The 23861-nt window shown below is 60.1% G+C and carries 17 protein-coding genes; 4 read left to right on the top strand and 13 right to left on the bottom strand.

Going from position 1 to position 23861, the window contains the following annotated elements:
• The first annotated feature begins 10 nt into the window (after positions 1-10).
• Positions 11-307, top strand: a complete 297-nt coding sequence (locus ACA056_RS26760) for a winged helix-turn-helix domain-containing protein (RefSeq protein WP_497268939.1) — start codon at positions 11-13, stop codon at positions 305-307.
• Positions 308-403: 96 nt separating this feature from the next.
• On the opposite strand, the gene ACA056_RS26755 is transcribed toward ACA056_RS26760, so the two are convergent.
• Complete coding sequence (locus tag ACA056_RS26755; protein ID WP_046045281.1) at positions 404-856, bottom strand: GNAT family N-acetyltransferase; 453 nt, start codon at positions 854-856, stop codon at positions 404-406.
• A gap of 257 nt (positions 857-1113) precedes the next feature.
• Between ACA056_RS26755 and ACA056_RS26750 the strand changes: the two genes are divergently transcribed.
• Positions 1114-1851 (top strand): substrate-binding periplasmic protein, encoded by a 738-nt coding sequence (locus tag ACA056_RS26750; RefSeq protein ID WP_497268936.1) that lies wholly within the window; start codon positions 1114-1116, stop codon positions 1849-1851.
• 150 nt (positions 1852-2001) lie between these two features.
• On the opposite strand, the gene yccS is transcribed toward ACA056_RS26750, so the two are convergent.
• From yccS to betI, 9 genes are all read right to left on the bottom strand, one after another.
• Positions 2002-4185: a YccS family putative transporter gene (gene yccS, locus ACA056_RS26745; protein WP_497268934.1), complete on the bottom strand. Its 2184-nt coding sequence runs from the start codon at positions 4183-4185 to the stop codon at positions 2002-2004.
• A 223-nt stretch (positions 4186-4408) separates the two neighbouring features.
• The gene (locus tag ACA056_RS26740; RefSeq protein ID WP_497268932.1) at positions 4409-5587 is read right to left on the bottom strand and encodes a BaiN/RdsA family NAD(P)/FAD-dependent oxidoreductase; all 1179 of its coding nucleotides are present in this window, start codon (positions 5585-5587) and stop codon (positions 4409-4411) included.
• 145 nt (positions 5588-5732) lie between these two features.
• Positions 5733-7070 carry an ATP-dependent RNA helicase DbpA gene (gene dbpA, locus ACA056_RS26735; protein ID WP_497273603.1) on the bottom strand — a complete coding sequence of 446 codons (1338 nt, stop codon included), beginning with the start codon at positions 7068-7070 and terminating at the stop codon, positions 5733-5735.
• 105 nt (positions 7071-7175) lie between these two features.
• Complete coding sequence (gene mdtD / locus ACA056_RS26730) at positions 7176-8603, bottom strand: multidrug transporter subunit MdtD (protein WP_497268930.1); 1428 nt, start codon at positions 8601-8603, stop codon at positions 7176-7178.
• Between the two features lie 219 nt (positions 8604-8822).
• Positions 8823-10160, bottom strand: a complete 1338-nt coding sequence (locus ACA056_RS26725) for a TldD/PmbA family protein (protein WP_497268927.1) — start codon at positions 10158-10160, stop codon at positions 8823-8825.
• A complete protein-coding gene (locus tag ACA056_RS26720) occupies positions 10160-11602 on the bottom strand; it encodes a TldD/PmbA family protein (RefSeq protein ID WP_497268925.1) in 1443 nt (480 codons plus the stop codon). Before ACA056_RS26720 ends, ACA056_RS26725 begins: the two co-directional genes overlap by 1 nt.
• Before the next feature lie 289 nt (positions 11603-11891).
• Positions 11892-13595 carry a choline dehydrogenase gene (gene betA / locus ACA056_RS26715; RefSeq protein ID WP_497268923.1) on the bottom strand — a complete coding sequence of 568 codons (1704 nt, stop codon included), beginning with the start codon at positions 13593-13595 and terminating at the stop codon, positions 11892-11894.
• A gap of 151 nt (positions 13596-13746) precedes the next feature.
• Entirely contained in the window at positions 13747-15219 is a 1473-nt protein-coding gene (gene betB, locus ACA056_RS26710; protein ID WP_497268921.1) for a betaine-aldehyde dehydrogenase, read from the bottom strand.
• Positions 15220-15329: 110 nt separating this feature from the next.
• Positions 15330-15923 (bottom strand): transcriptional regulator BetI, encoded by a 594-nt coding sequence (betI, locus tag ACA056_RS26705; protein WP_489264504.1) that lies wholly within the window; start codon positions 15921-15923, stop codon positions 15330-15332.
• Positions 15924-16302: 379 nt separating this feature from the next.
• Between betI and ACA056_RS26700 the strand changes: the two genes are divergently transcribed.
• Complete coding sequence (locus ACA056_RS26700) at positions 16303-18252, top strand: BCCT family transporter (protein ID WP_497273602.1); 1950 nt, start codon at positions 16303-16305, stop codon at positions 18250-18252.
• Between the two features lie 198 nt (positions 18253-18450).
• Here the strand turns inward: ACA056_RS26700 and choV are convergent, their stop codons facing one another.
• The 3 genes from choV to ACA056_RS26685 all read right to left on the bottom strand — a co-directional run bounded on the left by choV (position 18451) and on the right by ACA056_RS26685 (position 21499).
• Positions 18451-19629, bottom strand: a complete 1179-nt coding sequence (gene choV, locus ACA056_RS26695) for a choline ABC transporter ATP-binding protein (protein WP_283181978.1) — start codon at positions 19627-19629, stop codon at positions 18451-18453.
• Complete coding sequence (gene choW / locus ACA056_RS26690) at positions 19626-20471, bottom strand: choline ABC transporter permease subunit (RefSeq protein ID WP_282380591.1); 846 nt, start codon at positions 20469-20471, stop codon at positions 19626-19628. Before choW ends, choV begins: the two co-directional genes overlap by 4 nt.
• A 77-nt stretch (positions 20472-20548) precedes the next feature.
• Positions 20549-21499, bottom strand: a complete 951-nt coding sequence (locus ACA056_RS26685) for a choline ABC transporter substrate-binding protein (RefSeq protein ID WP_010466989.1) — start codon at positions 21497-21499, stop codon at positions 20549-20551.
• A gap of 435 nt (positions 21500-21934) precedes the next feature.
• Here ACA056_RS26685 and ACA056_RS26680 point away from each other — a divergent pair, with 435 nt between their 5' ends.
• On the top strand, positions 21935-23311 hold the full coding sequence (locus ACA056_RS26680; RefSeq protein ID WP_497268917.1) for an L-serine ammonia-lyase: 1377 nt from the start codon (positions 21935-21937) through the stop codon (positions 23309-23311).
• The last annotated feature ends 550 nt before the right edge of the window (positions 23312-23861 follow it).

The raw sequence follows: 23861 nt of genomic DNA, 5'->3' as shown, positions 1-23861 counted from the left end.
GAGTGTTTAGATGGATGTAAGCAAGACCAAGAGCAGCTTCTATCGTCGGTTGTATGTGGCGTACCTGATTGATAGCGGGTTGGCCAGTAGCGTCCCGACGCTGACCGACGTGACCGGCATGCCCCGGCGCACGGCGCAGGACACCATCGCGGCATTGGCAGATCTGGACATTGTTTGCGAGTTCGAGCAGGAAGACGGTGCGCGCAATCATGCCGGGCGCTATCGGATTCGCGAGTGGGGGGCGATAGATCGGGGGTGGATTGAGCGCAATCTTCGGCAGATTAAAGCGGTGCTGGAGTATCCCTAGTTCCTGCGGTGTTACAGCTGACGCTATCGCGAGCAGGCTCACTCCCACAGGATTTAGGTGATCCCTGTGGGAGCGAGCCTGCTCGCGAAGAGGTACTTAAGGGCGGCGCATTCCGATATGCGGAATGTCATCCTCGAGAAATTCCTCGCCCGCCACCACAAACCCGTACCGCCCGTAATACCCCTGCAAATGCGCCTGGGCCGAGAGATAGATCGGTACTTCAGGCCAGCGCTTTTCAGCCTGCTTCAACGCCTGTGCCATCAACTCATGCCCAAGCCCTGTACCGCGCGCTTGAGGGGCAATGATCACTCGTCCGATGACCACGTCACCACCCTGTAACTCCGGGTCGAGCAACCGCAGGTACGCCACCAGCCGATCCCCGTCCCAAGCCATTAAATGGCAGGTGTCACCTTCCAGATCCTGGCCGTCGACGTCCTGATAGACGCATTTCTGCTCAACGACAAACACCTCTGCACGTAGCTGCAGAATGGCGTACAGCTGCTCTTTGCCCAGATCGCTGTGGTGTTTGCAGACCCAATCGATTGTCATCTTCACACTCCTTGAACATCGTCGCTCCGATACTAAGCGCCCAGGAGAAAGATGTCTGTATGGCAGAGAATTCTGTGACAAAGGCCAAAATGCCATCATTCATTTCGCGCGGCCTTGTCTTGTTTGTGTAATCTGAGATGAAGCGCTGTGCAGTGGCTTCGATGAGCTAATGTTAGTACCTGGGTTTGGCAGTACGGGGGCCTTGGAGTTTTGGCTGAAAACACGTCGGGCGTCCCGCCCGCTAAGGATTTTCTAGCATGCCGCAATTGCATCGAGCCTTTGCTTTGATTGGATTGCTGTTGCTGACTCAAGGCGCGGCAGCGGAAAAGCTGCGATTGGTAGCCGATGCCTGGCCACCCTTTACCGACGCCACGCTGGTCAACGGTGGGTTGGCCACGGACATCGTCAGCACAGCGCTGGCCCGGGCTGGTTATGCCACTGACTTTGAACAAGTGCCTTGGGCGCGGGCCTTGCTGGGGGTTGGCGAGGGTCGATACGACGTGTTGGTCAACGCCTGGTACACCGACGATCGTACGAAACTTGGCCAGTTCTCCGGCGAATACCTGCTCAACCGGGTGCGCTTTCTCAAGCGCAAAGACACGCCGATCGAATACAACAACCTGCAACAACTGCATACCTACCCGATAGCGGTGGTGCGCGGTTACGCCTATTCGCCGGAGTTCGATGACGACGTGTCGCTGCAGAAAGTCCCGGTGCACAGCTTTTCCATGGCTGTGCGCATGGTCGCCGCCGACCGGGTCAAATTGACGCTGGAAGATGAATACGTCGCACGTTACTACCTGGCCCGGGAATCAACCAAGGTGCGCAATGCCGTGGAGTTTTTGCCCAAACCAATGAGCGAGAACAGCCTGCACATCCTGGTCAGCCTGAAGAACCCCAGGCATGAACAGATCGTCGCCGGTTTCGACCGCGAGATCGCGGCGATGAAAGAGGATGGCAGTTATCAGCGGTTGATGAAACAGCATGGGATGTAAGGTGTGGCTGATGGCCTCATCGTCGGATCGCCGCCCGGAGCAAGCTCGCTCCCACATTAGCTCTCTGTCGTACACAAAATCTGTACCCACTGCAGATCCACTTTGGGAGCGAGCTTGCTCGCGAAGGGGCCCGCTCAGCCGCCGCAGATTTCAATCCTCGCTCGTTTCCTTGATGAGGTGCGCTGCCAGCGTCCGCAATGGCCCAAGCTGACGGCAGATCAACGCCAACTGTGTCTGCACCAGCCGTTGGCCTTCATCGATTTCGTCCGGCATCTGTTCAAGCGAATTGGCCAGTGCCTCTTCCTCATCGCTTTGAATCGCAATCGGCAGTTTGCTCGACAAGCCTTGGGCAATTTCATCGATGCTGGCGGCCAGTCTCACGCCGGCGCCGTCGATCAAATGCTCGTGTACGTCCGGCGGTAGCTGGGTTTCCCGGTGTGCGCCCAGTCCGGACAAATAACTGAGCAAGGTGTGCGAAAGCACCAGGAAGCGGAACCCGACATCCGCCTCCTTACGGAAGTGCCCCGGTTCCATCAGCATGTTGGCGAGCGTCGTCGACAGTGCCGCGTCGGCGTTGTGTGCATTGCGCCGGGCCAGGCGATACGCCAGGTCGTCGCTTTTGCCAGCGGCGTATTGCTGCATGATCTGGCGCAGGTAAATGCTGTTGCACGTGAGGGTGTTGGCCAGCACTTTATTCAGGCGGCGGCCCTGCCAGTCTGGCAGGAACAGGAACACCGCGAGCCCAGCGATCAGGCTGCCGAGCAAGGTATCGAACAACCGCGGCAGGAACAGCCCGTAACCATCCCCGACCTGGTTGAAGCAGAAGAGCACCATCAAGGTGATCGCGGCCGTTGCCAAGGTGTAGCGGGTGGTGCGGTTGATAAAGAACACCACCCCGGCGGCGATCGCGAAGCACGATTGGACCAAGGGATTCGGAAACAGATCGAACAGCGCCCAGGCCACGGTCAGGCCGATGGCGGTGCCGATGATCCGCTGGCCGAGTTTGCGGCGGGTGGCGCCATAGTTCGGTTGGCAGACAAACAGTGTGGTGAGGATGATCCAGTAACCCTGAGACGGGTGGATCAAATGCACCATCCCGTAGCCGATACTCAAGGCCAGGGGCAAACGCAGTGCGTGACGGAACAGCAATGACGTCGGTGTCAGCTGCGTGCGTAACCGAATCCACACATCCTTGAGGCTACGGGGCGAACGGTCGAGCAGGCTGCTGTCGGTGGCGTCCGCCAGGGCATCGGGGTTGCTGGCGTCGCTGAGCAAACGATCGAGCGTGCCGAGGTTGGCCGCCAGTGCCCGCAACGAGCGCAGCAATCCGCGCCAGGCCGGGTTGCTCTGAATGCGCAGGTGTTCGAGGGAGGCGTGCAGGTCGCTCAGGGCTTCGGCGAAGCTGGCGTCATAGATGAACGGCTGGCGCATCTGGATCGACTCGGCCAGCGCTCGGCAGGCCTTGCCTTGCTGTCGCAGCAGGCGCTGGCAGCGGAACATCACGTCGCTGTGAAAGAAGGCATCGGCGAGGGCGTTGTAAGGGTAGTGCGAGGAACTGGCGCGCTCGTGGATGTCCTGAGCGAGGAAGTACAGCTTCAGGTAACGGCTGAGTTTCGAGCCCGGTCGACCGTTGCCGACCCGGTGCAGGATGATTTCCTTGGCGGCGTTCAGTGCTGCCACGACACGACCGTTTTGCTGCGCCAGTTCCAGTCGACGCGCTTCCACGTCCATCTGCCGGATCGGCTCGAACAGCGACGATTTCAGCTTCAGGTAGTAACCCAACTCGCGGAACAACCGCGCCAGGCTTTGCTGCACCGGCTGATTGGAAAACATCGCCTGCCATAGCACCGAGAGCAAACCGTACCAGGCTGCACCGGCCACCAGCAGCACCGGCTCGTGCCAGAAATCGGTGACTGCGCCGCCGCGCTGGTCCACGCCGATCATGGTGTAGACCGACAGAATCAACGTCGCCGAGGCAATCGCGCCATAGCGTTCACCCAGGGCGCCGAGCATGGTCAGGCCGAAACTGGCCAGGGCCAGGGCGATGACAAAAACGACGGGGTAGGGGAAGAGCAGTTCGACGGAGAGGGCGGCGACGCTGAAGCACACCAGCGTCACGGCCAGTGCGTTAAGGCGGCCTTGCCAACTGTCGTCGGTCTCGGCCAGGGCGCTGGCGATGATCCCGAGGAACAGCGGGATCAGCAGCCCCATTTCATCCTTGTACCAACACAGCGCCATGCTGCCGGTCAGGGCGATGAATACCCGCACGCTGTAGCTGAATTTATCCAGCGCCCAGAGGCGACGCAGAGACTGACTAAAAGGGGTCGATGACATGAAGTGCGAGGGCCTTCCGAGGCAATGACGCTAAATTGAGCCAGTAATGACGCCGACGCAATGGCGCCGATCACATCTGACAGCAAAATCTGTTCCTTTAAAGATCAGCGCATAACGAATGTGGGAGCGAGCCTGCTCGCGATGAGGCCGGTACATTCAACGTTTACGTCGACTGTCAGACCGCTATCGCGAGCAGGCTCGCTCCTACAGGTAATTGGTTCAATCAGACGAATTGCGCGGCGGCGTAACCCGAGGCCCAGGCCCACTGGAAGTTGAACCCCCCCAGATGACCGGTGACGTCGAGCACTTCGCCGATGAAATACAGGCCGGGGCTTTTCAGCGATTCCATGGTCTTGGACGACACTTCGCGCGTGTCGACGCCGCCGAGGGTCACTTCGGCAGTGCGGTAGCCTTCAGTGCCGGCCGGAACCACTTGCCAGCTCGCCAGTTTTTCGGCGATGTCGGCAATTTCCGCATGGGTGTACTGCTTCATCGGTTTGGAGGCGAACCAGTTGTCTGCCAGCAGGTTGGCCATCTTCTTGGTGAAGATTTCCCCCAGCAGGGTTTTCAGTTCGCTGTTTGGGCGTTCGGCTTGCTGCTGTTGCAGCCAGCTCGGTACGTCATGGTCCGGCAGCAGGTTGATCTCTACCGTGTCTCCCGATTCCCAGAACGATGAAATCTGCAAAATCGCCGGACCGCTGAGGCCGCGGTGGGTGAACAGGATGTTTTCGCGGAAACTCTGGTCATTGCAGCTCACCAGGCAATCCACCGACGTACCGGACAGCTCGGTGCAAAGCTCCTTGAGCTGATCGGTAATAGTGAACGGCACCAAACCTGCGCGGGTCGGCAGCAAGTCGTGGCCGAACTGCTTGGCCACCTGATAACCGAAACCAGTGGCGCCCAGCGTCGGGATCGACAGGCCGCCAGTGGCGATCACCAGGGATTCGCAGGTGATTTGGCAGAGCGTGGTGTCCAGCAGGTAACCGCTTTCGAGTTTTTCGATGGTCTGGATCGAGGTGTCCAGGTGCAGGCTGACGCCGGCCTGATCGCACTCGTTGAGCAGCATCTCGAGAATGTCGCTGGATTTGTTATCGCAGAACAGTTGGCCGAGTTTTTTCTCGTGGTACGGCACGCCATGTTTGGCGACCATGCCGATGAAATCCCACTGGGTGTAGCGCGCCAGGGCAGATTTGCAGAAGTGTTCGTTCTGCGAGAGAAAATTGCTCGGTTCGGTGTACATGTTGGTGAAATTGCAGCGGCCACCGCCCGACATCAGGATTTTCTTGCCGGCCTTGTTGGCATGGTCGAGCAACATCACCTTGCGCCCGCGCCCGGCGGCGGTCAGCGCACACATCAAACCTGCGGCGCCAGCGCCAATGATCACGACTTCGGTAGAGCGCAAAACGGTGTCCTCACACAAGAGCTGATCTGGAATGCAATCAAATGTGGGAGCTGGCCTGCCGGCGATGGCATCGACTCGGTTTACCAGTCAGACCGAGTCGATGCCATCGCTGGCAGGCCAGCTCCCACAGGGGGCCGCGTCGTTCTTAGAGGATGCGAACGCGCAGCGAACGGCCTTTGATCTTGCCGTCATTCAGGCGCTGCAGCGCTTGCTTGGCGATCCCGCGTTCCACAGCCACATAAGCCTGGAAGTCGAAAATCGCGATCTTGCCGACCTGAGCGCCCGGAATACCGGCATCGCCAGTCAGTGCGCCGAGAATGTCGCCCGGACGCACCTTGTCTTTACGGCCAGCGCCGATGACCAGCGTGCTCATCACCGGCAGCAGCGGTGCGCCGCCCTGGGATTTGAGGTTGTCCAACTGATCCCAGCTCAACGGCGACTTCTGCAGTAGCTCGATGGCTTGGGCGCGGTGCGCTTCGGACGGTGCGACCAGGCTGATCGCAATACCTTTCTCACCGGCGCGGCCCGTACGGCCAACACGGTGGATGTGGATTTCCGAATCACGGGCCAGTTCGACGTTGATCACCATGTCCAGCGCATCGATGTCCAGACCGCGCGCGGCGACGTCGGTAGCAACCAGCACCGAGGTGCTGCGGTTGGCGAACATGGCGAGCACCTGGTCACGGTCACGCTGTTCCAGATCACCGTGCAGGCCGACGGCGGAGATGCCTTTGGAGGTCAGGTGATCAACGGTTTCCTGAACCTGCTGCTTGGTGAAGCAGAAGGCGACGCAGGAGGCCGGACGATGGTGCGCGAGGACTTTGACCACGGCGTCCATACGCTCTTCCGGGGAAATCTCGTAGAAACGTTGCTCGATCTGCGTGTCGTCGTGGAACGCCTCGGCCTTCACGATCTGAGGGGTGCGCATGAATTTCGCCGCCAACTGCTTGATACCCGTCGGGTACGTGGCGGAGAACAGCAGGGTCTGGCGACGCTCTGGGGTCTGGGCAATGATTTCTTCGATGGAGTCGTAGAAGCCCATGTCGAGCATGCGGTCGGCTTCGTCGAGGATCAGCGTGTTCAGGCCATGGAGCACCAGCGAACCTTTGCGCAAATGCTGCTGAAGGCGGCCCGGGGTGCCGACGATGATGTGCGCGCCGTGCTCCAGGGAGCCGATCTGCGGGCCGAAGGACACGCCGCCGCACAGGGTCAGAACCTTGATGTTGTCTTCGGCGCGGGCCAGGCGACGGATTTCCTTGGCGACCTGGTCAGCCAACTCGCGAGTCGGGCAGATGACCAGCGCCTGGCAACCGAAGAAGCGCGGATTGATCGGGTTCAACAGGCCGATACCGAAGGCGGCGGTCTTGCCGCTGCCGGTCTTGGCCTGGGCGATCAGGTCCATCCCTTTGAGGATCACCGGCAAGCTTTGCGCCTGGATCGGCGTCATCTGGGCATAACCGAGGGAGTCGAGGTTAGCCAGCATGGCGGCGGACAGCGGCAAAGTATTAAAAGCGGTGGCGATGGTGGTCACGGGACTGGCCTGCAAAACAAAATGTCGCGCAGTGTACCAGCCCGGTGGCCATTCGCCCTAAGGCTCTATGTGCTCTTCCGGACGCTTGACGCGCCGTCCGTCTTCCTTTGAGAGCTGGGAGAAGATGGTTGCAGCCAGCATCGCCATGATCCCGACCGTTACAAAGGTCAGCTGGAACGCGCCCAAAACCGTGTCCACGCCATCGTTGCCAACTTCTGCGGTGAACCCGCCGAGCAAGGCACCGGCACAGGCAACACCCAGGCTCAGGGACAATTGCGCGACCACCGACAGCAAGCTATTGCCGCTGCTGGCGCTGGCGTCGTCGAGGTCGATCAGGGTTACAGTGTTCATCGCGGTGAACTGCAAGGAGTTGATCGCCCCCAGAATCGATAGCATCACCAACAGCAACCAGTACGGCGTTTGCTCGCTGACCAGCCCCATGCTCGCCAGCATCAGCCCCAGCGCCAATGTGTTGCCGGTGAGCACGATGCGATAGCCCAAGCGTTCGATCAGTGGTCGCGCCACCGACTTGGCGACCATCGCTGCCGCCGCCAGCGGCAACATGCTCATCCCGGCCTGGGATGGCGAATATCCCAGCGCCACTTGCAGCAGCAACGGCACGAGAAATGGCAGGGCGCCGCTGCCCAGGCGGGCGAACAGGTTGCCGAGGATGCCCACGGCAAACGTCCGGGTCTTAAACAGCGACGGCGCGAACAGCGGATTTTCGATGTGCCCGGCCCGCAACCAATATGCCGCCAGACAGGCCATGCCGGCGAACAGCAGCAACATCACCCGCAAGTGCGGCAGGTGCAGTTCACCGAGGCCTTCCATGGCGATAGTGATCAGCACCATCGCCGCGCCGAACAGTAAAAACCCCAGGCTATCGAAGCGGGTGCGTTCGGTGCCGCGCAGGTCGGGGATGAACTTCCACACCGCGTAACAACCGACGGCGCCCACCGGCAGGTTGATCAGGAAGATCCAGTGCCAGGTCAGGTATTCCACCATCCAGCCGCCCATGGTCGGGCCGATCAACGGGCCGAGCAGACCGGGAATGGTAATGAAGCCCATGATCCGCACCAGCTCCGAGCGAGGGTAGGCACGCAGCACCACCAACCGTCCGACCGGCAACATCAGCGCGCCGCCCAGGCCTTGAATCACTCGTGCGCCAATCAGCAGGCTCAGGGTGCTCGACAGCGCACACAGCAACGAGCCGAGGCTGAACAGCAGAATCGCGCTGAAGAAGATTTTCTTGGTGCCGAAACGGTCGGCGATCCAGCCTGAAGCGGGGATCAGCAGCGCGACGGTGAGCATGTAGGCGATGATTACGCCCTGCATGCGTAGGGGGTCTTCGGCCAGGTCTCGGGCCATGGCAGGCAAGGCGGTATTGAGGATGGTCCCGTCGAGGGATTGCATGAAGAACGCGATGGCGACGACCCACGGCACCCAGCGGGCGGTGACAGCGTCGAGAGGCGGGCGGTTGGGCATGGGACCTCTTGTGGATGTGGGTCAGGTAGTGCGCGATCCCTGGCAGAAGGGAGCCATTGTGGCGAGGGGGGCTTTCCCCCCGTTCGGCTGCGAAGCAGTCGTAAATCCAGCGAATGCGGTCTGTCTGGTGAACCGCGTTTGCCGATCTGGGGCTGCTTCGCAGCCCAACGGGGGCAAGCCCCCTCGCCACAGGGTCTCCGGTGTACCGAGGTTTTGAGTTTACAGGGTCAAGGTCAACCGGCTGATCAGCGCCCCCGGCAACAACGCCGACGCCGTAGCCCGCTGACTGTAAGTGCTCGCCGACAGTAGCAACTCGCGCTCCTCGGTCAATGCTTCCAGCTGCGATCCCAGCAAACTGTAGGCACTGTCATCAAACCGCATGGTGCTCACCGGCGCCTGAATCTCGCCGTTCTCGACCCAGAAGGTCGCAAACCGCGTCATGCCGGTCAGGCGTGCTGCCGGTTGGTCTGAGTAGTTCAGGTACCACAGGTTGCTGATGTACAAGCCCGTGCCCAATTGCTTGAGAATCTCTGCATCAGGCAACGTACCGGCCGCCATGTTCACTGCGCTCGGCATTTCACCACCGCTGGCGCCATTGGCGGTCAGGCCGTACTCGGCCGCACTGCGTGAACTGACCATCTGTGCGCCGGCCTTGCCGTTGACGATCAACCCAAGATCGCTGCGCGGATAACCCTCGCCGGAGAATGCCGGGCTCAACGAGCCGCTGACCTTTTCATCGACGGACACCAGCGGGCTGAACGCACTGTCGCCCGCGTAAAGCTTCTGCAGCGGGCTGTTTTTGCTGGCAATCGACTGCGCCGAGAAACCGCCCCAGCCCAGCATGTCCATGATTTCTCCCAGGGCTGCCGGCGCCAGATAGGCGCGGTACTGACCGGGCGCCAGGGTGTGTTGCGGTCTGCCGAGAAACGCCAACTGCTCGCGCGCCTGCGCAAAGCGCTTGGCAAACCCTTCGCTGTTCCAGTCGTGCCCGGCGTAACTGGCTTTCACCGCTTGGCCGTTTTCATGGACCAGACTGAAATCAAAGTTGAAGCTGTTGGCCTGATGCCAGCCGAACGCGCCTGAAGAACTGGCGAAGCCGCGACTGATCGGGCCGGCGGCGTAGAAACCGACCAGATCCAGCCCTTCGGCCGCCTGGGTGATTTCAGCGACCACTTGCTCGGTGTCCGGCAGTGGATGCTCCTGCACATTCTTGCTCTGCCAGCCGTTGTGGTTGAGCAGCAGGTACGGATCCTGCGGCAGCAGCGGCAAGGTTTCGCGCAGCTGTTGCAGACCTTCGGCCAGGCGCTGCACATCGGCTGCGGCATCACCCGACAGAGTAATGTTCAGGTCGGCGTGGCGCCCCTCGTTGATCAGTTTGAAACCGACGCTCGCCTGTTGCACCTGCCCGGCCTGACGGACCTTGGCGTGGTTGAAGCGCACGAAGGCCGAGGATTCGGCGGCGTAGCTTAGAGTGAACTGTTCCGGTTCGCGAATCGCGTCGCGGAGCCAGTTGACCAAGGCCTTGAACGCATCGGCCTGACTATTTGAAGTACTCATCAGGCATCTCCCCCAAACACATCAACGTTGCTGAACACGCAGGCCGGCGAGGCATGGCCGACGCGGATCACCTGATTCGGTTCGCCCTTGCCGCAGTTCGGCGTGCCCAGAACCTTGACGGTATTCGCATCGCCGACGGCGCTGAGACTTTTCCAGAACTGAGCGGAAATCGCCCGGTAGTTGGGGTTCTTGACCACGCCTTTGAGTTCGCCGTTTTCGATCAGCTGGCCCCATTCACAGCCGAACTGGAACTTGTTGCGGGCATCGTCGATGGACCAGGACCGGTTGGTGCTCATCAAGATGCCGTGCTCGATGTTGCCGATCATCTGCTCCAGCGGTTGATCGCCGGGCTCGATGTTCAGGTTGGCCATGCGGTCGATCGGCGGACGGTTCCAGCTGCAGGCGCGGCTGTTGGCCACGCCATCCATGCCCGCGCGAAACTGCGACAGCGCGCCGCCCAATGGGCGCAGCAGCAAGCCTTCTTTAATCAGGAATTGTTTGCTCGCGGCAGTACCGTCGTCGTCATGGCCGTAGCTGGCGAGCTGTTCGGGGATGTCCGGGTCGAAGGTCACGTTGAGCAGTTTGGAGCCGTATTGCAGGCTGCCAAAGTCTTCGGCCTTGACGAAACTGGTGCCGGCGTAATTGCGCTCGTCACCGAGGATGCGGTCCAGTTCCAGCGGGTGACCGATGGATTCGTGGATCTGCAGCATCATCTGGTCCGGCATCAATAGCAGGTCACGCGGGCCTTTCGGGGTGTTCGGCGCCAGCAGCAATTGCAGCGCCTGATCGGCGACTTTCGGGCCGGCACCGACCAGGCCGCAGCGGCTGATCACATCAAAGCCGCCTTGTTGGCCGAAATTTTCGCGACCCAGGGTACGGGTCTGGCTGTCATTGCCGTTGTAGGCGGTGACTTCCACGCTCGGGTAGACGAAACGCTGGGCCTGGCGCAGTTCGGCGCCGGCACTGTTGAGGTAGATCTGCTCGACGTTAGTGATGCCGATGCTCACCTGCCAGTTCACCAGTCGCTCGTCCTTGGGCACGGATGCGGATTCGGCGCCGAGCAGTTGGTAGCAATCACTCAGGGACGGGAAGGGCTGGTCCAGGTTCGGCGAAAAGTAGTCGGCGCGGTCGCTGGAGACCACTTGCGCGCTCAGGTCGAGCAGGGCGTGGGGCTTGAGTCGGCGGGCTTGTTGCTCGGCTCGCTCCAGCGCGGCTTGCAGGCCGGATTGCGACAGGTCGTTGGTCGCGGCATAGGCTTCGACGCCGTTGACCCGAACGGTCAGCATCGCGCCTTCGTCGCGGCTCAGGCTGGGAGGTTCAGCGACGTTTTTGCGCACCGACAGGTATTGGCCGGACTCGCGCACATAACGCAGCGAAAAGAATTCAGCGCCCGTGCGCAAGGCAGCAAAGCGCTGCTTGAGCTGGGGATGGAAATCGAACATTCGGGAACCTCCTTGGTATGGAGTGGCGGTGTATCGATGTTGCGAGGGGGGTGAAACGTTTGCGTGGCGCTAGATTAGGCCGGTGCGGGGGGTAGGATCAAGCGTGGAGCGGTGTAGGAAGGGATAACCGGGAGATGTGGGGCGTATGGTCGGGCCCCATCGCGAGCAGGCTCGCTCCCACATTTAATCTTGGGTGTTCACAGAATCTGTGTTCACTGAAGATCCCCTGTGGGAGCGAGCCTGCTCCGGGCGGCGTTCCGACGATTGGCCATGACGCGGTGTAACGGTATTACTGAGCGGTAAGGCTCACATCACGCAACGGCTTGCCACGCACCGGCGCGTCGCCGGCCACGAAGTAGGCGGCCTTGCTACGCGGCAACGGCTTGCGGCCACGGATCTTGTCGGCGATTTTCTCGGCGATCATGATCGTCGGCGCGTTCAGGTTGCCGGTGGTGATGATCGGCATGATCGAGGCATCGACCACACGCAGGCTCTGCATGCCGTGGACACGACCTTCTGCGTCAACCACGGCCATTTCGTCGGTGCCCATCTTGCACGAGCAGGACGGGTGGAACGCAGTTTCGGCGTGTTCGCGGATGAACTGGTCGAGCTGTTCATCGGTTTGCACGTCAATGCCCGGGCTGATTTCGCGGCCACGGAAAGCGTCCAGCGCCGGCTGTTGCATGATTTCACGGGTCAGGCGGATGCCGTCGCGGAATTCCTGCCAGTCCTGCTCGGTGGCCATGTAATTGAACAGGATGCTCGGGTACTCGCGCGGATCCTTCGACTTGGCCTGAATCCGACCACGGCTCGGCGAACGCATGGAACCCATGTGCGCCTGGAAACCATGCTCTTTCACACCGTTGCTGCCGTTGTAGTTAATCGCCACCGGCAGGAAGTGGTACTGGATGTTCGGCCAATCGAACTCTTCGCGAGTACGGATAAAGCCGCCGGCTTCAAACTGGTTGCTGGCGCCGATGCCGGTGCCATTGAACAGCCACTCGGCACCGATGGCCGGCTGGTTGTACCAGAGCAGCGACGGGTACAGCGAGACTGGTTGGGTGCACGCGTATTGCAGGTACAACTCGAGGTGATCCTGCAGGTTTTCACCCACGCCCGGCAGGTCGTGGACCACCGGGATGTCGAGTTTTTTCAGCAGCTCGGCCGGGCCGACGCCGGAACGCTGCAGGATCTGCGGCGAAGCGATGGCGCCGGAGCACAGCAACACTTCTTTGCGAGCGCGGGCTTCAACGCGCTCTTCAGCGGAGCCGATCAGGTAACGCACGCCGACCGCACGCTTGCCTTCGAACAGGATCTTGTCGGTCAAGGCGTGGGTGACGATGGTCAGGGTCGAGCGCTTCTTGGCGATGTCCAGGTAACCGCGAGCGGTGCTGGCGCGACGGCCGTTCGGCGTCACGGTACGGTCCATCGGACCGAAACCTTCCTGCTGGTAACCGTTCAGGTCTTCGGTACGCGGGTAACCGGCTTGTACGCCGGCTTCAACCATCGCGCTGAACAGCGGGTTATTGCCGGCTTTTGGCGTGGTCACGCTGACCGGACCTTCGCCACCGTGGTAGTCGTTCGCGCCGATGTCACGGGTTTCCGCTTTGCGGAAATACGGCAGGCAGTTCAGGTAGTCCCAGTCTTCAAGACCTGGCAGTTTGGCCCAGTTGTCGTAGTCCATCGCGTTGCCGCGGATGTAGCACATGCCGTTGATCAGCGAAGAACCACCCAGGCCCTTGCCGCGACCGCATTCCATCCGGCGACCGTCCATGTGTGGCTCTGGATCGGTTTCGTAGCCCCAGTTGTAGCGACGACCTTGCAGCGGGAACGCCAAAGCGGCCGGCATTTGCGTGCGGAAGTCTAAACGGTAGTCCGGGCCGCCCGCTTCGAGCAGCAGGACGGTGACGCCTTCGTCTTCAGTCAGACGGGTCGCCAGGGTGTTACCGGCCGAGCCGGCACCGATGATGATGTAATCGAATTCTTGGGACATTGAATGCACCCTCATTGAAGTTGGTCAGGTCTGGCCATCGCGAGTGCTGCGCACTCGATCGCCAGCAGGCTGGCTCCCACATTGGAATGCGTACTCCTGTGGGAGCCAGCCTGCTGGCGATGACGGCCTCGCAGGCAAAGCAGATGCCTGCTTAGAAAACCGAGGCGTAATCGCCCAGTTCGACCTGTACCGACTTGATGCGTGTGAAGTTGTTCAGCGAGCTGATGCCGTTCTCACGACCCACGCCCGACTGCTTGTAGCCGCCGACCGGCATCTTCGCGTCGGATTCGCCCCAGGCGTTGATCCAGCAGATACCGGCTTCCAGTTGATGAATCACGCGGTGAGCGCGGTTCAGGTCTTTGGTGACAACGCCAGCGGCCAGGCCGAAGTCGGTGTCGTTGGCGCGACGGATCACTTCTTCTTCGGTTTCGTAAGTCAGGATGCTCATCACCGGGCCGAAGATTTCTTCGCGAACGATGGTCATCTCGTCGGTGCAGTCGGTGAACACGGTCGGTGCCACGAACGCGCCTTTGGCGAAGTCGCCGTCGGTCAGGCGAGTACCGCCGCACAGGACGCGAGCGCCTTCTTCCTTACCTTTGGCGATGTAACCCAGCACGCTTTCCATGTGAGCGAAGCTGACCAGCGGGCCGAAGTTGGTGTTTTCGTCTTCCGGGTTGCCGACGCGGATGCGCGCAACGCGCTCAACGATCTTGGCTTCGAACGCGGCTTTCAGGTGGCTCGGCACGAACACGCGAGTGCCGTTGGTGCAGACCTGACCGGAGCTGTAGAAGTTGGCCATCATGGCTGTGTCGGCGGCGCGATCGAGGTCGGCGTCGTCGAAAATGATCAGCGGGGATTTGCCGCCCAGTTCCATGGTCACGTCTTTCAGCGACGAGGCGGAAGCGCTGGCCATGACCTTCTTGCCGGTGTCGGTGCCGCCGGTGAAGGAGATTTTTTCGATGCGTGGGTGCTCGGTCAACCAGGTGCCGACTTCACGGCCGCTGCCGGTCAGCACGTTGAACACGCCAGCCGGAACGCCGGCTTCGGTGTAGATCTCGGCCAGTTTCAGCGTGGTCAGGGAAGTGACTTCGCTTGGCTTGAAGATCATCGCGTTACCGGCCGCCAAGGCTGGTGCGGATTTCCACAGGGCGATCTGGATCGGGTAGTTCCATGCGCCGATACCGGCCACGACGCCCAGCGGCTCGCGACGGGTGTAGACGAACGAAGTGGTGCGCAGCGGGATCTGCTCGCCTTCGATGGCCGGAACCAGACCTGCGTAGTACTCCAGCACGTCAGCGCCGGTAACGATGTCGACGTACTTGGTTTCGGAGAACGACTTGCCGGTGTCCAGGGTTTCCAGGGCGGCCAGTTCATCGTTGCGCTCGCGCAGGATGTCGACGGCACGACGCAGGATGCGCGAACGCTCCATGGCAGTCATCGCGGCCCAGATTTTCTGGCCCTTTTCGGCGCTGACGACGGCGCGCTCAACGTCTTCCTTGGTCGCACGCTGTACGGTTGCGAGGACTTCACCGTTAGCCGGGTTGATGGCTTCGAAGGTGGCGTCGCTGCTGGCGTCGGAGTAACCGCCATCGATGTAGAGTTTTTGCAGTTCGAAACGGGCCATAGTGTCCTCGCAAGTGCATAAGTGGTTGGCGTAGGCCACTGGAGTGATGCCATATGGTTGTGGCAACACCAATCAGCAGCAGTTCAGGGGCTGAGCGTTTTATGTGTGCTCTAACTCACCTGCTTGGCCAGTTGGAAATCCATGTATTCGTAAGCGATCTGGTGCGCCTGCTCGGTGTCGAAAGCATCTCCCGACAGCGCGCCGCGCAACCACAAACCGTCAATGAGGGCTGCCAGGCCTCGGGCTGCACTGCGCGCTTGATCAAGCGGCAATACACGGCGGAACTGGCAGCACAGGTTGGAATACAGACGGTGATCGTTGATCCGCTGCAACCTGTGCAAAGACGGGTGGTGCATGCTGGTGGCCCAGAAGGCCAGCCAGGTTTTCATTGCCGGGCCATTGACCTGGCTGGCGTCGAAGTTGCCTTCGATGATCACCTGGAGGTGCGCCCGCGGGCTGCTGTCCTCCAGCGCCTGACGGCGCGCGGTGACGTTCTCGCTGAGGACACTCATCAGGTACTGCGCCGTGGCAGCGATCAGGCCGTTCTTGTCCTGAAAATAGTGACTGATGATGCCATTCGAGACACCGGCCAAGCGGGCGATCAGCGCAATGCTGGCGTCCCCCATTCCGACCTGATCGACCGCCTGCAATGTGGCTTCGATCAACTGCTGGCGGCGGATGGGTTGCATACCGACCTTGGGCATCTTGCACATCTCCTTAGGCCTTCCGGCGGACGTAAAACGTCTATCGGATTGAAGGCCAGTCTATTTTGTTTTGATTGAACGTTCAATCAACAAAGAATAAGATCTGCGACAATTCGTCGCTGCCTACAGGTTTTTCCTACGCGTAGTTGGCGGAAAAACGACATCCGAAAACGCTCGAAACCCACGCGCACTGGCGCTCACGGGCTTCGGGCTTTTTTCGGGCTGTCTTTATATCACCCGCTGGTCGGCTGCCAACTAACCGATTGGTCGGGTAACGCGTTGCCTTGTGTTCTTCTCTCGCACTGCCTGGAGCATCTGTGCCATGAGTTCTGCCTCTCTTATAAAGACCCCACCCGAGAAGGTGACGGTCAACGGTTGGGTGTTCTACACCTCTACCGCGTTGATCCTGTTGTTGACCGCCATTCTGATCATCGCCCCGCAAGAGGCCGGCAGATTGCTTGGTATTGCCCAGGCCTGGTTGTCCCGCAGCTTCGGCTGGTACTACATGGTGGTGATCGCCGCTTACCTGGTCTTCGTGGTCGGTCTGGCGTTTTCGTCCTACGGCAAGCTCAAACTGGGCAGCAAGGACGACACCCCGGACTTCAGCTACGGCGCCTGGGCAGGGATGCTGTTCTCGTCGGGTATCGGCATTTCGCTGCTGTACTTCGGTGCCTCCGAGCCGCTGGACCACTACTTCAATCCGCCGGAAGGCGTCGCCGGCAGCAACCTCGCTGCGCGTCAGGCGGTGCAACTGACCTTCCTGCACTGGGGCCTGCACGGCTGGGCGATCTACGCATTGGTCGGCCTGGCCGTGGCCTATTTTGCTTACCGTCATAACCAGCCGCTGGCGTTGCGTTCGGCGCTGTATCCGCTGGTCGGCGAGCGTTGGGTCAAAGGCGCCGCGGGTCACGCGGTGGACGGTTTCGGTATGTTCGTGACCCTGCTGGGTCTGGTGACGAACCTGGGGATTGGTTCGCTGCAGGTGTCGTCGGGGCTTGAAAACCTGTTCGGCATGGAACACAGCAACACCAACCTGCTGATCGTGATCATCGTGATGAGCACCGTGGCGACCATCGCGGCTGTGTCTGGCGTGGAAAACGGTATTCGCCGTCTGTCCAACCTGAACATCGTGCTGTTCAGCGGCCTGCTGATTTTCGTGTTGTTGTTCGGCCCGACCCTGCACTTGCTCAACGGCTTCGTGCAAAACGTCGGCGACTACCTGAACGGCGTGGTGCTGAAGACGTTCGACCTCTATGTGTACGAAGGCGACAGTGAGAAGTCTGACCGCTGGTTGGGCCTGTGGACCCTGTTCTACTGGGCCTGGTGGATTTCCTGGGCACCATTCGTGGGCATGTTCATCGCGCGTATTTCCCGTGGTCGCACGGTGCGTGAACTGGTAGCCGGCGTGCTGCTGATCCCGCTGGGTTTCACTCTCGCGTGGCTGTCGATCTTCGGTAACTCGGCCCTGGACCTGGTGATGAACCATGGGGCGGTGGAACTCGGCAAGACGGCGCTGGAACAGCCGTCGATGGCGATCTACCAGTTGCTGGAGCATTACCCGGCGTCGAAGATCGTAATCGGCGTGTCGATTTTTGTCGGTTTCGTGCTGTTCCTGACCCCGGCGGATTCCGGCGCGGTGATGATGGCGAACCTTTCCTGCAAGGGTGGCAACGTCGACGAAGACGCCCCGCACTGGCTGCGGATCTTCTGGTCGGCGGTGATCACGCTGGTGACCATCGGCCTGCTGTTCGCCGGTAACTTCGAAGCCATGCAAACCATGGTGGTGCTGGCCGGTCTGCCGTTCTCGGTGGTGCTGGTGTTCTTCATGTTCGGCTTGCACAAGGCGATGCGCCAGGACGTGCAGATCGAACAGGAGCAAGCGGAGCTCGCAGCGCGTGGTCGTCGTGGTTTCAGCGAGCGTTTGACGCAGCTGGACTTGCAGCCGAATCAGTCGATTGTTCAGCGTTTCATGGACAAGCAAGTCAGCCCGGCGCTGGAAGAGGCGGCGGTGCAATTGCGCGGTCAAGGCCTGGAAGTGCAAACGTTGTTGGGTAAATCCAAGCGTTGCATGGGCGTGCGCATCGAGATGGAAGAGGGCAACCCTTTTGTCTATGAAGTGAGCCTGGATGGCTACCTGGCGGCGGCGAGCGACACGGTCTCGGCTGAAAGTGCTGATGAACCGCGTGCACGTTACTACCGCGCCGAGGTGTACCTGCACAACGGCAGCCAGGACTACGACTTGATGGGCTTCACTCAGGATCAGATCACCCGTGACGTGCTCGATCAGTTTGAAAGCCATCGGCAGCTCCTTGGCCGTGTCTATAGCTGAGTTTCGATAGGACGCAGTGTTTCTGTCTGAAGCACCGCGTCGGATTCATCGCCAGCAGGCTGGCTCCCACAAGAGAATGCATTCCAATGTGGGAGCCAGCCTGCTGGCGATTGGGGTTTCAACTTCAATACTGCATCATCCGATACCCCATAAACAAAAACGCCGCGATCCTCTCGCGGCGTTTTTGTGTGTGTTGCCTTAACCCAGGTTCTTGCCGAGCAGTGCGTGATACAGCTCACTGTCACCGAGAATCCCGACCACTTTGTTGTTGTCGTGCAGCACCAGCTTATTACCCGTCTGATATCGAATCTGCAGCGCGTCGCGCATGCCGATGTTCGAATCCACCAGCGTTGGACGACGACCCAGCCCTTCAACCGCTTGCCCGGGGATCCAGTTCTGCAGGTCCAGGCTCGCGCCATTCTGGCGTGCGCCTTTTATGGTGTTGCCTTCGGCCAGGTCCAGCCACGAATCGCCGCCCGGATCGAGGCACACCGAACCGTTGATGCGTTTGCAGTTGTCCAGGGTGCGCATCAGGCTGCGACCGCACAGTACGTTCAGCGGGTTGGTGTGGGCGACGAAGGTCCGCACGTAATCATCCGCAGGGTTCAATACGATCTCTTCCGGTTTGCTGTACTGGACGATCCGGCCGTCTTTCATGATTGCGATACGGCTGCCGAGCTTCAGGGCTTCATCGAGGTCGTGGCTCACGAACACGATGGTTTTGTTCAGCTTGCTTTGCAGTTCCAGCAGTTCGTCTTGCAGGCCTTGGCGGATCAGCGGGTCAAGGGCCGAGAACGGTTCGTCCATCAGCAGAATGTCGGCATCCATCGCCAGTGCGCGGGCCAGACCCACACGTTGCTGCATACCACCGGAGAGCTCGTCCGGCTTCTTGTTGCGCCACTGGGTCAGGCCCACCAGCTCAAGTTTTTCATCGACCAGTTTTTTCCGTTCCTTCTCCGGACGACCCTGCATTTCCAGACCGAAGCTGATGTTCTCGCGAACGGTCAGCCAAGGCATCAGGGCGAACTTCTGGAACACCATCGCAATGCGCTTGGTGCGCATCATTTTCAGTTCCGCCGGGGTGCAGGAAGCGATGTCGATCTGCTTGCCTTCGTGCTCGACGAACAACTTGCCGCGGCTGACGGTATTGAGGCCGTTGATGCAGCGCAGCAAGCTGGACTTGCCGGAGCCGGACAGGCCCATCAGTACACAGATTTCACCCTTTTCGACGTCCAGGCTGGCCTTTTCAACGCCAACAATCTGCCCGGTCTTTTTCAGGATCTGGTCGCGGGTCATGCCCTGGTCGAGGAGTTTCAAGGCCTCGCGCGGGTCTTTGGAGAAGATTACGTCGACGTCTTCGAAGCGAATAATGCTCATGCGTCACCCCCTACTTTGGCTTCGGGTTGTTTGCAGATACGGTCGAGCATGATCGCCAGCAGTACGATCGCCAGGCCGGCTTCGAAGCCCAGGGCGATATCAGCAGTGTTCAGTGCGTTGACCACGGGTTTGCCCAGGCCGTCGGCGCCTACCAGTGCCGCGATCACCACCATCGACAACGACAGCATGATGCACTGGGTGATACCGGCCGCGATGCTTGGCATGGCGTAGGGCAGTTCGATGCGTGCGAGCAGTTGACGGCGCGAGCAGCCGAAGGCTTTGCCGGCGTCCATCAGTTCTGCGGGAACATCGCGAATACCCAGGTAAGTCAGGCGGATAGGTGCGGCAATCGCGAACACCACCGTAGAAATCAGACCCGGGACCACACCCAGACCGAAGAGGGTCAGGGTAGGAATGAGGTACACGAAGGTCGGTACGGTCTGCATCAGATCGAGCACCGGACGCATCAGTGTGTAAAACATCGGTTTATGCGCGGCGACAATGCCCAACGGCACGCCGATGACCACGCAGACCAGGGTGGCGAACAACACCTGGGCAAGGGTTTCCATGGTTTCCTGCCAGTACCCCAGGTTGAGGATCAGCAGGAAGGAGGCGATGACAAAAACGGTCAGGCCCCACTTTCGTTGAATGAAGTGTGCCAGTAGCGCGATGAGGCCGATCAATGCCAGCGGGTTGAACCAGGTCAGCGCAAAAGTCACGCCGTGGATCATCGTTTCCAGTGACACGGCGATTGCGTCGAAGGTGTTGGCGCCGTGTTGCGTCAACCATTCAACGAATCCCGCGATGTACTGGCCTAGAGGTATTTTCTGATCAATCAGCATGGTAGTGAACGTCCGCATGCAAGGAAATAAACAGCCCGGGCGAGCGAACCCGCCCGGCGTAAGCGGTGCTTCTTAATTCAAGGCTGCGCGAGCTTGGCTTTCACGGCCTCCAGGCCTGGTTTACCGTCAATGGTGGTCACGCCAGCGAGCCAGGTATCGAGCACCTGTGGATTCTTTTTCAGCCAGGCCTTGGCGGCCGCATCAGGCTTCATTTTGTCGTCCAGGACGTTGCCCATCAGCGTGCTTTCCATGTCGAGGGTGAACACCAGGTTTTTCAGCAACTGACCGACGTTGCTGCATTCCTGCGCGTAACCCTTGCGGGTGTTGGTGAAGATGGTCGCCTGACCGAAGTTGGGGCCGAAGAAGTCGTCGCCGCCAGTCAGGTACTTCATCTTGAAACGCGTGTTCATCGGGTGCGGTTCCCAGCCCAGGAACACCACGGCGGTGTTGCGGCGCTGGGCGCGATCGACTTGCGAGAGCATGCCTGCCTCGCTGGACTCGACCACCTTGAAGCCGGCGTCTTTCAAGCCGAAGGCGTTCTTGTCGATCATGCTCTGGATCAGGCGGTTGCCGTCGTTGCCTGGTTCGATGCCATAGATCTTGCCGTCGAGTTCTTTCTTGAACTTGGCGATGTCGGCGAAATCTTTCAGACCCTTGTTATACAACTCTTCGGGGACGGCGAGTGTGTATTTTGCGTTTTCCAGGTTGGCGCGCAGGGTCTCCACGGTGCCGGCATCACGGTAGGCCTTGATGTCGTTTTCCATGGTCGGCATCCAGTTACCCAGGAACACGTCCATGTTCTTGCCGTCGGCCAGGGACTTGTAGGTCACCGGAACGGAAATCATCGTGGTTTTGGTCTTGTAGCCCAGGGCATCGAGAACGACGCTGGTGGTGGCGGTGGTGACGGTAATGTCAGTCCAGCCGACATCGGAGAAGTTTACGGTGCTGCACTGAGCGGGTTCTGCAGCTTGAGCCAGTAACGGCAGACTCAGCATGGCGGCCAACAACAACGACGGGGAACCTTTCATGGATGGACTCCTTGGTGTTTTTTTTGGCAGTGTTCCGACTGGACCACCGCACTTATAGGTTGCGGTTGGATGGCGTTTTGGAGACATCTCTACCACGGCGCCTTGCAATCGAGTCGATACGATCATGTACCAGTGAAAATCTGACGCCTACAGGGTGCGTCGTAACCAGTACAGGGATGGTCGCATCCAGTGTCGGTGACGTCGTTTACAGCTTTTTTCAGCCCACTTTGCCCCTCTGATCCGCAAAAAAACGGCGAAAACGTAGCGTCAAAGCCTCGCGGCGTTGGTGGGCATGAGTGCGTCGGTGTGAGACGTCGAACGACATGACAAAAGCCTGATGATGCGGCCATCTCGGCGGATTGCAGCTTGAGCGTAGCAGCTCCGTCACTGGGCGCTTTTGCGTCTGGAGTTGGCACATCCAGGAGTTCGGCAGTAATGGCTATCAGTGTTTTCGACCTGTTCAAAATCGGCATCGGCCCTTCCAGTTCGCACACCGTGGGACCTATGCGGGCCGCGGCGTTGTTCGTGCAAGGTTTGCGTGAGCAGGGTCTTTTGGAACAAGTACGGCGCGTCGAAGTTCAGCTTTATGGTTCGTTGTCGGCCACCGGCATCGGTCACGGCAGCGACAACGCCGTGATCATGGGCCTGATGGGCGAGTGGCCGGACGCGATCGATCCGTCACAAATCGGAATTCGCATCGAAACCCTGCGCGAAACCCACACGCTGTTGCTCGACGGTCGTTTGTCGGTCCCGTTCATCTGGGCCCGGGACATGCGCCTGGTCGACGAGAACCTGCCGTTCCACCCTAACGCCATGACGCTGATCGTCGAAGGCGATGACGGCGAGCTGCATCGCGACACCTACTACTCCATCGGCGGCGGTTTTGTCGTTGATGAGGCGCAGGCTTCAAGCGGAGTGGTCGATCTGGACCGCACTGTGCTGCCGTACGATTTCTCCAGCGCCGTCGAACTGCTGAGCCTCTGCCAGAAGCACAACCTGCGCGTCGCCGAATTGATGATGGCTAACGAGAAGGTCTGGCGCAGCGAAGAGGAAATCCGCGCTGGCCTGATGACACTCTGGCGCGCCATGCAGGATTGCGTGGAGCAAGGCCTCAAGCACGAAGGTATCTTGCCCGGCGGCCTGAATGTGCGCCGTCGTGCGGCCAGGTTGCACCGCAGCCTGCAAGAGCTGGGCAAACCCAACGTCATCGGCTCGACCTTGAGCGCCATGGAGTGGGTCAACCTGTTCGCCCTGGCGGTCAACGAAGAAAACGCCGCTGGCGGGCGCATGGTCACGGCACCGACCAATGGCGCGGCGGGGATCATTCCGGCGGTGCTGCACTACTTTATGAAGTTCAGCGAGGTGGTGACCGACGCCAACGTGGTCGACTATTTCCTCAGCGCGGCAGCGGTCGGGATTCTGTGCAAGAAGAACGCTTCGATTTCCGGTGCCGAAGTCGGTTGCCAGGGCGAAGTCGGTTCGGCCTGTGCGATGGCGGCGGCGGGGTTGGCGGAGATTCTCGGCGCGACGCCGGAGCAACTGTGCAACGCGGCGGAAATCGGCCTGGAACACAACCTTGGCCTGACTTGCGACCCGGTGGGCGGGCTGGTTCAAGTGCCGTGCATCGAGCGCAATGCGATTGCCGCGGTGAAGGCGATCAACGCGGCGCAGATGGCGCTGCGCGGGGATGGTCAGCACTTTATCTCGCTGGATCGGGTGATTCGCACCATGCGTGATACCGGCGCGGACATGCATGACAAATATAAAGAGACATCGCGGGGTGGGTTGGCGGTTAGCGCGGTTGAGTGCTGAGACCGAGTTGACCTGTGGCGAGGGGCTTTTGTGGCGAGGGGGCTTGCCCCCGCTGGGTCGCGCAGCGGCCCTGAAATCTTTGCGGCTGCTGCGCAGCCGAACGGGGGCAAGCCCCCTCGCCACAGATACCTCATTTGCCACACTAGACCAGTCAAAACTGCGCGCTAAGTGAACACCGGAATCAAAACGCGCCACCTTTTAGAGCGTCGCTTACAGATAAGCGACTTCACCCAGGTCAGGGATCCAAGTTGGCCATTACCGCCTGTCACCTGTGCTTGCGGTGACACTCTTCACCAGGTCGCTGTAGCCCTGTTCCCACAAGTGCTACCGATTTGCTCACGCCCAACGGGGCAGAGCGCCTCCCGCCGATAATGGCAGTTATAACCCCCACTCGCGGCGCGGCTTATATAGACGCGGCGCGACGTCGTTTTCAGGAGTTATTGAACGGCCATTCAACTTTAGGCATGGCATTTGCTCTGTCATTACAAAGCCCGTCTCCCACGCGAGAACGATGGCAATAACAAGAGCCTCCGCCTGAGGCCATCACCCG

The sequence above is a fragment of the Pseudomonas sp. LBUM1666 genome (assembly GCF_059695775.1).
This window is presented reverse-complemented; position numbering and strand designations above follow the sequence as displayed.